This is a genomic window from Kitasatospora sp. NPDC058492 (assembly GCF_042720685.1).
Taxonomy (GTDB): Bacteria; Actinomycetota; Actinomycetes; order Streptomycetales; family Streptomycetaceae; genus Kitasatospora.
Map to the genome: position 1 here is coordinate 69603 of NZ_JBHXMU010000038.1, position 10051 is coordinate 79653.

9 protein-coding genes are annotated in these 10051 nt (G+C 71.2%); 6 read left to right on the plus strand and 3 right to left on the minus strand.

The window, feature by feature from the left end; translation table 11 throughout:
* Positions 1-1226: 1226 nt before the first annotated feature.
* The 3 genes from ACFWPI_RS24250 to ACFWPI_RS24260 form a co-directional block, all read right to left on the minus strand.
* The gene (locus ACFWPI_RS24250) at positions 1227-1817 is read right to left on the minus strand and encodes a hypothetical protein (protein ID WP_363376540.1); all 591 of its coding nucleotides are present in this window, start codon (positions 1815-1817) and stop codon (positions 1227-1229) included.
* 16 nt (positions 1818-1833) lie between these two features.
* Positions 1834-2805: an aldo/keto reductase gene (locus ACFWPI_RS24255; protein ID WP_063346282.1), complete on the minus strand. Its 972-nt coding sequence runs from the start codon at positions 2803-2805 to the stop codon at positions 1834-1836.
* 807 nt (positions 2806-3612) lie between these two features.
* On the minus strand, positions 3613-4803 hold the full coding sequence (locus tag ACFWPI_RS24260) for an alpha/beta hydrolase family protein (RefSeq protein ID WP_380379231.1): 1191 nt from the start codon (positions 4801-4803) through the stop codon (positions 3613-3615).
* A gap of 166 nt (positions 4804-4969) precedes the next feature.
* On the opposite strand from ACFWPI_RS24260, the gene ACFWPI_RS24265 reads away from it, so the two are divergent.
* The 6 genes from ACFWPI_RS24265 (at position 4970) to ACFWPI_RS24290 (ending at position 9935) form a co-directional block, all read left to right on the plus strand.
* Entirely contained in the window at positions 4970-6097 is a 1128-nt protein-coding gene (locus tag ACFWPI_RS24265; RefSeq protein ID WP_380379230.1) for a sensor histidine kinase, read from the plus strand.
* Positions 6094-6783 carry a response regulator gene (locus tag ACFWPI_RS24270; RefSeq protein ID WP_380379228.1) on the plus strand — a complete coding sequence of 230 codons (690 nt, stop codon included), beginning with the start codon at positions 6094-6096 and terminating at the stop codon, positions 6781-6783. Before ACFWPI_RS24265 ends, ACFWPI_RS24270 begins: the two co-directional genes overlap by 4 nt.
* A 59-nt stretch (positions 6784-6842) precedes the next feature.
* On the plus strand, positions 6843-7514 hold the full coding sequence (locus ACFWPI_RS24275; RefSeq protein WP_380379226.1) for a hypothetical protein: 672 nt from the start codon (positions 6843-6845) through the stop codon (positions 7512-7514).
* Between the two features lie 395 nt (positions 7515-7909).
* The gene (locus ACFWPI_RS24280; RefSeq protein ID WP_380379224.1) at positions 7910-8272 is read left to right on the plus strand and encodes a hypothetical protein; all 363 of its coding nucleotides are present in this window, start codon (positions 7910-7912) and stop codon (positions 8270-8272) included.
* A 288-nt stretch (positions 8273-8560) separates the two neighbouring features.
* The gene (locus tag ACFWPI_RS24285; protein WP_380379222.1) at positions 8561-9163 is read left to right on the plus strand and encodes a hypothetical protein; all 603 of its coding nucleotides are present in this window, start codon (positions 8561-8563) and stop codon (positions 9161-9163) included.
* Between the two features lie 133 nt (positions 9164-9296).
* The gene (locus tag ACFWPI_RS24290; protein ID WP_380379220.1) at positions 9297-9935 is read left to right on the plus strand and encodes an Ig-like domain repeat protein; all 639 of its coding nucleotides are present in this window, start codon (positions 9297-9299) and stop codon (positions 9933-9935) included.
* Positions 9936-10051 lie beyond the last annotated feature (116 nt).

The following is a 10051-nucleotide window of genomic DNA, read 5'->3' on the forward strand; positions in this document are numbered from 1 at the left end:
TTGGGGGGGCCCCCCCCGCCCTCCCGCCGGCCCGCCCCCGCTGCGGGGTCGCCGGGGCGCGCTGGCCGGCCCGCCGGGGCGGCGGGGGGGTCCCCCCCCCCGCCCCCGGACGTCGCCGGCCTCGTGCGAACCGATCCACTTGTGCAGGTTCCTCAGAAGCCGTCGAAGCGTTTTGGCCGTCGAGCCCGGCACCCCGGGTGCGCCGAGGGCGCGCACCGACTCCTCACGGATCGAGGTCGCGGCAGACACGTCGTCTGCGGCCTTGGCCCGCTCGAAACGGGTCACCAGGTCGGCGGCCTGGGCGGCGTGGCCGGACGAGGGGTGCTCCGCTTGGCGGCCGGCCGGGACCCTGGCGTGCCCCCTGCCGGTGGCGTTTTGGGTCTCAGCGATGGGTGCGGGTGCGAGCCGGTCGGCGGTCTCGACCTTGGCAACGTCTGCTGCTCCGGTGGCGCGGTCGGGTCGGGTGGGTCGACTTCCCGGTCCGGGGCTCGTGGAGGAAGCGACAGAACACCGGCAGGTCCTGCGCATGGGCGTCGATGCCATTCGTCGCCCATGTTGCGGCGAGACGGCCTTGGCCTTTACAAAACGATTTTTCTGGAGCGTCAGCTGACCATCACTCCGAAGCACGGATGGCGGCGCGATCCAGCCGCAGGCCGGTGGCAGTCTCGGTCGTCGCCCGAATCAAGCAGCGCGACGGCCGAGGCATCAGAAGCCAGTCGTCCGACTTCCCGTCGGTGCTACAGGAGTTGGTCAAGGTCGAAGACGGCGGTCACCGGTGCGTGGTTGCTCCATCGATCGGCAGAGGAGGCGGGGCGTTCGATGTAGGCCTTGGTGCAGGTGTCCGTCCGCGAGGTTCTGACTGACCATCAGATAATCAATTCTCCACGCCGCGTCGTTGTCGACCCACGGGGTTGACTCGCCGGCCCCCAGGCAGCGGGCGGTACGGTGTCGGGCCCCCGGATCGGGGCCATGATGCTCCGGCACGACACGTTCATCCGGGACGAGCGGGTCACCCTGCCGGTCGCCGGGCACGAGGCCACCGCGACCACGCCGACCGGGCTGTTCCTCCACCCCCACCAGCGCCGCCTACAGCACCACCGTCCGCCCCGACGGCCCCGTTCCGGCGGTACTCACCCAGGGGTGGACGGGCGGCCCCGCCCCGGTCACATCCGCGAGCGTGACCGGGGCGGAGTCCCGCCGGTGGCGAGGGGTGAGCCTGCCGTTCCTCAGGACGCGCTGAACCTCAGAAGGAGGCGGGGGCATGGCGCCGCGACCTCCTCCTCGGGAGGAGGGCCCCATGCCGCGAGTGCGGCGGAAACCCCCTGTGGGCCGGATTCCAGATAGCAGATCATGTTCACCGGGTACCGACTGTTGTCGAGCATGTAGCGGTCCATCGGTGTCGGCTCCTCGCTTATTCGCAGCCCTCGCTCTTCGGGTGGGCCGATCCGGTGCCAGTCGGGATGCAGATGGATGGAGCCCAGGATCTCGGCCCCGTCACGGTCCGCCTGCCGGTGAATACGAAGCAGATCCTGCGAGCTGCACCAGAATCCCCGGCGGGGGTTTCGGTAGGCGCTTCCGAAGCACGGCTCTATGGAGCTCGAGAACTCTTCGAGCGCCATCGGGTCGGTGGCACGGACGTTGGTCGCGAACTGGACCGAGGTGATGGCCGCGACACCGTCGTCGACGGTGCCGAGCAGGAGGGCGAAACAGGAGGGTGGTTCCTGCGGGGTACAGGCCTCGTATTCATCGCGCGCTACCGAGATGAACGACTTGACGGCGTCGAATCCGATCAGGGCGGTGTGGGGGGTGAGGGTCACGGCGGCTCCTCCTCCTTCAGCCGACATGCGCATGGTGGTCCGCCGCGGTGGTTCGTGAAGCGAGGTCCAGCGAGTGAACCTCGGCCGGGGAGAGTTCCAGGGTCGCTCCCGGGGTCAGTTCGGCGAGCTGCTCGGGCGTCCTGCTGCTGGCGAGCGGAGCGACGACATGGGGCTGCGCCCTCAGCCAGGCCAGGGCCACCGCGGCGGGGGCGGTGTCGTGCTCGGAGGCGATCGTGTCCAGCGTCCGGAGCACCGTGCGGCCGCGGGGCGTTTCGCCGTACGGTCGTGCCGCGTCGCTGCGGACGCTGGGAACGGCGGGTGCGCCTTCGCGGTACTTGCCCGTCAGGAAGCCCTGCGCCAGGGCGAAGTACGGGACGCAGGAGACGCCCTCGCGCTCGCAGACCGGGGCGATCCCGCTCTCGAAGGGCTCGCGTTCCATGAGGTTGTAGGGAGGCTGGACCGCCACGTACGAGGCGAGCCCCGAACGCTTCGAAACCTCAAGGGATTCAGCCAGCCTGGGGCCGCTGATGTTCGAGGCGCCGATATGGCGCACCTTCCCTGCCACGATCAGTGTGTCGAGTGCGGCGAGGGTCTCTTCGAGGGGGGTTTCCGGGTCGTCCGCGTGCGTGTAGTAGAGGTCGATATGATCCGTCCGCAGACGGCGCAGGGATTCCTCCACGGCCTGGTGAACGACCTTCGCCGTGAGCCCGGACAGTCCGTTCAGTCGGCCTACCTTGGTGGCGATGACGAAACGGTCCCGCTGACCGCGCGCGGCCAGCCAGTTGCCGAGGATGGACTCGGACTCCCCGCCGGTGTTTCCGGGGGCCCACTGGGAATAGGAGTCGGCGGTGTCGATGAAGTTCCCGCCCGCGGCGGCGTAGGCGTCGAGGACGCGGAAGGATGTCCGCTCGTCGACGGTCCATCCGAAGACGCTGCCGCCGAGGCAGAGTGGAAAGACGTCGAGCTCGGAGTCTGCGATGGTAACCAATGGACGCCTTCTGGGTTCTTACCGGTTTCGGTGGTCGGTTCCGGTGCGGAGGGTGGGGCGCAGGGGGGCGCGACTCGGCGCACCCCCCACCTGAGGGGTCGGCTGACGCCCCCGACAGCAATGTCCAATGAATAGCGTGCACTTGATATTCAGTCAGTGTGGAAACCGATACTACCTTCTGGTCCGATGCCATGCCGAGGCGTCGGCTGGATTCCGTCGTGGTCGGGGTGTGCGCCTGCGCCGTCGTTCTGCGCTCGAACGGCTCGACGGCGAGGCCGCCCCCGGTGGTTACCGGGCCGAGGCGGGTCGCGGCCGGGTCGTGGGTCGCAGGCCGTAGGCGCGGGTGGTCCGCGCGTCCACCGCCCTGGTACGCATGGCCTTCGCATGCCGCGAGGCTGGATCGCCTTCCTGCCAAGGGAGTTCGGGCGAAGGGCGCGGGGTCGGACCAGCGACCGGCATGGGTGGCGGCGCGCTCGACACAGGCCTCCACCGACTTCGCGGCGGAGTGATCGCTTCCGGGACGCCGGTGAAGGCTACCGAGAGCCCCTTTCGAAGATCCACGTCGTCGAAGTCCTCAAAGGAACCCTCCCGGCATCCTCACCTCCGTCGCCGAGAGCAGGGCCGTGCTCCGTCCAGGGCGCCGCTCCCCTGTCGGGATGGTGGAGGCGTCGCCCGCAGGATTTCCCGGGTCGTGATCCTCCCTGCGAAGCCGAGGACACCGACGACCCTCCCTCGCTGGACCCCGCCCGGTGAACGCCGCGGCGTCGTACCTCGGAGCCCAGACGGGCGGGACCGGCGCCAAGGTGTTCACCGGGCGTAGTCGACCTCGGGGAAGCGGGGGGAGGGACCGTCGAGCAGCCGCCCCTGGTCGCGGAGGTGGAGGTCGAAGAAGGCTCGCGGGTAGGCGCGTTGGAACGCCTGTGCCCGGTGCCCGGGAATCGTCCCGACCTCGTCCTCCAGATCGGGCGGTGACATGCCCAGGAGAGGGGCGATCAGCGGCAGGATCAGCACATCGTCGCCGAACGACTGGTGCGCGGCTCCCCGTACGGTCAGATGCAGGCGCCAGCCGCGCAGACGCGACCAGAACGCGCGCAGGGCGGGGTTGCTCTCCATGCTGCCCTTGCCCGGGGTGTCCACGACCAGGAACGGACGGTCGAGCCCGGCGTCTACCACCGGGCCCGCCGCGCCCCCGTCCAGGCTCACTCCCGCCGTGATCCGCCCGTCGGTGAGCATCGTCGCGGCGGTGGTGGCGCCGCCCAGGGAGTGGCCGAGCATCCCGACGCGCCGCAGGTCGAGCGCCCCGTGCATGCCTGTTGGCAGCGGGGTGCGGCAGACGCCGGGGTGGCCACCCGAGCGGAGGACGGCGAGCCGGTCCAGGACGAAGCGGATGTCGGCGGTACGGACCGCGAGGGCCTTGGCGTAGTCGCTGATCCCGCCCAGCGGATTCGTCTCGACGCGTCCACCGGGGAAGGCGACCGCCGCCGCGTCGTAGGTGTGGTCGACGGTGACCACCAGAAAGCCGTGACTGGCGAGGTCTTCCACGACGCCGGTGCCGAACGACCGTGACGCGTCGGCGCCGGGAGAGTAGAGCACGACGGGCAGAGGGCCCGGTGGGCCGCCGACGGGAGCGCCCTCGTGGCCGTGGGTGCCTCCCAGCCGTACCCGGCCGGGAGGCAGGCCGAGGAGGCTCAGGTACCGGTCGGCCGCCGCCGGAGGCATCCAGGGAACAGTGGGACGGGCCGCGCAGCCGCGGGCGGGGTACCAGATGCTGATCATCAGCTCACGGCAGGGGCGGGAGGGCACCCAGGGGTCCGGCCGCGCGGTGTCGGCCAGGTGCAGCGCGATCGTACCCAGCGGGTACGGTCCGTTCGGGGCGGGCAGCTGGAACCGCACGGGTTCCTCCTGCCCCGGTCGCGCGGCGGCCACCGGCGCGAGCAGACCCGGGATCATGGCGGCGGCCAGTCCGGCGCACGAGGACAGCAGTGTTCTCCGATTCATGGCTCCACTGTTCCGTCCGATGAGCCCGGCGGCTTCGCCCCCGGGGAGTAACCCGGTGTCAGCCCAGGAGGGTACGACGGGCATCGGCCGCGCGGATGACTCAGCCCGCGGGATGACGTCCCCCGGGCTGACGGGCCCCGGGCCCCGTTTGGATAGCGTGGCCGGCATGGGCGACGGGGAGTCACGGCCGCTGGTGGCCAGACGTCTGCGGGACGGACAGTGGCACGGCGTGGACACGGTCGCGGTCGTGCTCCTCGCCCTGGCGTTCGGCGCGAGCGAGACGTACAGCGGTGGCTGGGGCGCGGGAGCCGTGGCGGCGGTGGTCTGGCTGCCGGTCGCGGTACGGCGTAGACGGCCCGTCCGGGTTCTGTACACGGTCCTGGCCGGAGCGGTCTTCGCCATGGCGTTCACCGGATGGGAGGAGTCCTGGGTCCCGGTCGGGGCCGTCCTGTACACGGTGGCGGCGCGGGAACCGGGGCGCCGGTCCGCGACGGCGCTCGGCTGCTCGCTGGGCGCCGTCGCGGCGGCCATGGCCCTCGTACCGCGACCGGTCCCGGCCTCCGGGGTCGCGTGGGGCGTCGTCTTCGCGTCTTTGATGATGACCCTGCCCTGGCTGGTGGGCACCGCGCTGAGAGAGCAGCGGTCGTACGCGGAACTCGCCGCCCTGCAGGCCGTGACGGACGAGCGCCTGCGGATCGCCCGCGAACTCCACGACGTGGTGGCCCATCATCTGACTGTCATCGCGGTACGGGCCGAGGTGGCCCGTGCGGTGGCCTCCACCAACCCGCAGGAGGCCGAGCGGACCCTCGCACTGGTCGGGACGGCGGGCCGGACGGCGCTCACCGAGATGCGCCGCATGCTCGGCGTTCTGCGATCACCCGGTGACGGAGCCGAGTTGGGGTCCGCCCCCGGTCTGGCGGACCTGCCCGCGCTCGCGGCCGGCGCGGGCCCGCGCGTGGAGCTGTCCGTCGACCCGGATCCACCGCTCCCCCCGGGTGTGGAACTGGCGGTCTACCGGATCGTTCAGGAAGCCCTCACCAATGTCGTCAGGCACGCGGGATCGGCGGACTGCCGGGTGAAGCTGTCCCGGATGGGTCCCGAGGCGGTCGAGATCGAGGTCGTCAACGACGCGCCGTCCCGGCTCCCGTCCCGGCGTCCTGGCGGCGGGCACGGACTCATCGGGATGCGGGAGCGGGCGGCCATGTGCGGCGGGACCCTCTCCGCCGGCCCCCTGGCGACGGGCGGATTCCGGGTGCATGCGCGGCTGCCCTGCGGATCGGAGGCAGCACGGTGAACCGGCCGGTCCAGGTTCTGATCGCCGATGACCAGGCGCTGTTGCGGGCGGGCTTCCGCCTGCTCATCGAGAGCGTGCCGGACCTCACCGTCGCGGGCGAGGCCGTCAGCGGCGAGCAGGCCGTCGAACTCGCCCTGCGGCTGCGGCCCGACGTCGTGTTGATGGACATCCGGATGCCGGGCATGGACGGTCTGGAGGCCACCCGGCGCATCTGCGCGGACCCGGACGCCGTCGGCACCCGTGTGCTGGTCCTCACCACGTTCGACCTGGACGAGTACGTGTACGCGGCACTCCGCGGCGGAGCCAGCGGATTCATCCTGAAGGACATCCTCCCCGCCGACCTGCTGACAGCCCTGCGGGTGGTCGCCTCCGGCGACGCCCTGCTCGCGCCCGCGGTCACCCGCCGTCTGATCCGCGAGTTCGCCGGACGCCACGAGCCGCACCCGCGACTCGCCCGGGAGCTAGCGGGCGTGACCCCACGGGAACGGGAAGTCCTCCGACTGGTGGCCCGGGGACTGCCCAACCACGTGATCGCCGAGCATCTGGGGCTGAGCATCGCGACCGTCAAGACACACGTCCGGCGGCTGCTGGCCAAGCTCCACGCCCATGACCGGGCCCAGATGGTCGTCATCGCCTATGAGACAGGCATGGTCACCGCAGGTGGGAACCTCCCGTCCACAGGCTGACGCCTCACCGGCTGGGATGGTGGACCTGAAGGGGACTTCCCCGGTGGTGCGTAGACTCCGTGCACGGCTTCCGCGACTTCGACGACCGCAACCTGCTGGGCTTCGTCGACGGCACCGAGAACCCGGAGGGCGGGGCGGCGACCGGGGGCAGCTCACCGGCCGCCGGGCCGGAGCCCGTGCCACCGGACGCGGCGCGCACCGCCCCGTACCGCTGGGCTGTGGCTGCCCACCGGGGGTGGCAGCGTCACTACCACCGCTCCTGGCACCGCAGTCACCGGGGAGCGGCAGGACGTTGTTGCCGCTTCCGGGTAGCGGCAGAACAGGAACCCGTCCGCACCGCCGGCCTGCGGCTGCCGGGTGGCCCACCACCGTTGCGTCGGCGGACAGGGCTGGTGCGGCGCCGCCGCCGGGCCCGCCCGGCCGGACTGCGGCCGGGCGGGTGCGTAGCCGGCGGGCTGGGGTCAGCGCGCGAGGACGAAGCCCTCGAAACCCTCGTCGACGAACGCCGCCGGCTCGCCGCCCTCCCACAACGCCCCTCCGCCTGGGTGGAAGTCGAGACCGGCCAGACCTTCGCCGATGCCTGGACCCAAGCCGACCAGGAAAGGCGCCGCCAACTCCTCCTCGGCCTCAAGGCCCGCCTCTACATGACACCCACCATCGAAGGCTGGTACCTGCCCGCCGAAATCGAAGCACGAGTATCGAAGCTGGAGCGCACTGGAAGGTCGGCGTAGATCGCGAAGCGGACGAGCAACTGGCGGCCGTCATCGACAGATTCGACGGGCCGCTTCCGTGCGGGGGAGCGGCTACGGCGCCAGCCTCTACCGTCGGCTGCTGGTAGCACCGCCGTGGATGCCCTCGACCACGAGTGGGCCACCCTGACACTCCGAAGTGGCCACCCTCCGGGCCACCGGATTGGCTGCCTCCGATGCCGTCGACCACGGCCTCGGCTACAGCTCTCCCCAACAAGCCGAAGATAAGCGATAAGTTGGTCGAGCGTCGGGCACTGTAGCCATCGAGGAGTTGGCCACGATCAAGCCCGGATCTGCCGAACCATCCAACCGAGGAGTCCTGGGCTGGCAGGATGGCCGGACCAGTAGTTGACGCCGGTGCTGGACGAGGAGCATGCGTGGGACCGCATGTGATCAACGATCGCTTCCTGCTGGTGGGAGACAGCGCGCGCAGCGGCGGTCTGTCGAAGGTGCGAAAGGCCGTCGACACGGCAAATAGCGACAGTGACAGGCAGTTCGCGGCGATCAAGCTACTCAAGCGGCGCGACGACGAAATCATCAAGGTCTTCCTGGAACGGGAGACCGCCGCACTCAAAGCTGTCGAGCACCCTCATATCGTGCGGATGCTGGAGTCGGGCTGGGACCCGGTTCTGGAGCGGTACTACATCGCCCTGGAGTGGGTGGAGCGCAGCCTGAAGGACGATCTACAGGCTCGTCGGCTGGGACGCCCACTTCGAGAAGATCGTGTCACCGCCTTGTAACAGTCAGCGATGATCAAGGAGCGGCACAGTGTCGGGCCCACCGGCCGGGACCGCGCGGCGAAACCCCGGACGGGCATCGCTCCGGGTGAGAGGTTCGCCTGTTCGGCTCAGCGAGGATGACGGCCAGGAGACGGCGCCCGGAGACCCTCCTACCGTTGGACCCCGGGAGGCTGCATCCCCGCGGAGCCCGGCCGAGGACCTCTCGCCCGTCGGCCACCGCTCACGCCGAACCCGGCAGTCGACTTCCACCGTGACCACGCAGGGTCCGGGTCGAAGGAGATGAAGGACATGAACACCACGCGCACCGCCCGCACGCCCGCGACACCCGCACTGAACGGGTGCCGGACATCACGCCGCCGCCTTCGGGCACGGATCGGGCTCGCCGCGACCGCCACGGCCCTGTCGCTGCTGCCGATCGCCCCGTCCACCGCCAGCGCGGCACCCCATCTCCCGCTCACACAGATCGTGCGGGAGGCCAAGGTGAAGGCGCAGCAGGAGCACCCCGGCTCGCAGTTCTACGACGCGGACGCCGTCCTGCTGACACCCACGACCAACCCCAATGACGTCCAGGCCTGGTGGATCCGCTTCCGGGCCAAGAACTCGGAGCCGTCCTTCGAGTACAAGTACTCGACCACCGGTCAGTACCAGAGCACGCAGCCGTGGAGCGTCCCGATCGGGATCCAGGCCATCTCCCTGTTCACCATGACGGAGGTCCAGGCCCACGATCTGGCCGTCAAGGCCGGGCACACCGGCGCGTTCAAGCCCCTGTACCTCAATGAGCCCGTCGTGCAGAACCCGCATCCCACCTACTACTTCTGCATTCCCAGCGAGGGCAGGACGGTGGCGGTGGACACCGTGACGGGCCACGTCACCACGCCGTGGTCGTGCTAGTGACCACGGTGTGAGCCCTGTTCGGTGGCCGTCACCCAGCGGGGGTGACGGCCATCGGCGGCTGGCGACCCTTGCCCTCCGCCCGCTCGGTGCCGCTGGCCAGGCGGGCGCCAACGGGACCTGCGACGGGGGAATGGGCGGCGGGGCGGGCACGGCCACCCAGGGCGGTGCCGGCGGCGTGGCCACCGGCGGTACGGACGGCGCGCCCGGCACGCTGGGCAACGGCGGCAACGGCGGCAACGGCGGCAACGGCGGCAACGGCGGTGCCGGCACGGGCGGCGCGGGCGGCGGGGGCCTGTTCGGCGGTGGCGGCGGTGCCAGCCTCAACGGCCTGACCACTCCGTTCGGGAGCGCGGGCGGTGGCGGAGGCGGTTCGTCCCTCGTCCCCGCCGGCGGCACCGGCCCCACGGTGACCAGCGCCGCCGCGGGCATCACCATCAGCTACCCCACGCCGGGCAAGCCGGTGACGACACGCCTGATCCCGCTGCCCCAGCAGTCCCGGCTCGGCCGGCCGGTGGTGATCGACGACCTGGTCTGCCCGGTCCCCGGTACGGGAGCCACGACCCCGCCCACCGGCACCGTGACGCTCACCGACACGACGACCGGCACGGTGCGCCTGGTCCTCACCCTCGGAAACTGCGCCGCCGGGGGGCGCGTCACCTTCTTCCTGGCCACCAGCCCGCACGTCATCACGGCCGTCTACAGCGGCGACTCGGTCTACCAGGGCAACAGCGGGAACCCCGAGACCACCACGGTGACGGTAACCCCCTGAGAACCCCGCCGGGGGGGGGGGCCCCGAGGGGGGGGGTGGCGGCGGGCGGCGGGGGGGGCGGGATAGAGGCCGGGGGGGGGGGGGTGGAGGTGGGGGTGGGGCCGGACCGGGGCGGG

What these genes read in the sequence shown, in the direction of transcription:
- ACFWPI_RS24260 (WP_380379231.1), bottom strand. Translation starts at nt 4,803, where the DNA reads ATGAATCGGAGAACACTGCTGTCCTCGTGCGCCGGACTGGCCGCCGCC.
- ACFWPI_RS24265 (WP_380379230.1), top strand. Translation starts at nt 4,970, where the DNA reads ATGGGCGACGGGGAGTCACGGCCGCTGGTGGCCAGACGTCTGCGGGAC.
- ACFWPI_RS24285 (WP_380379222.1), top strand. Translation starts at nt 8,561, where the DNA reads ATGAACACCACGCGCACCGCCCGCACGCCCGCGACACCCGCACTGAAC.
- ACFWPI_RS24290 (WP_380379220.1), top strand. Translation starts at nt 9,297, where the DNA reads ATGGGCGGCGGGGCGGGCACGGCCACCCAGGGCGGTGCCGGCGGCGTG.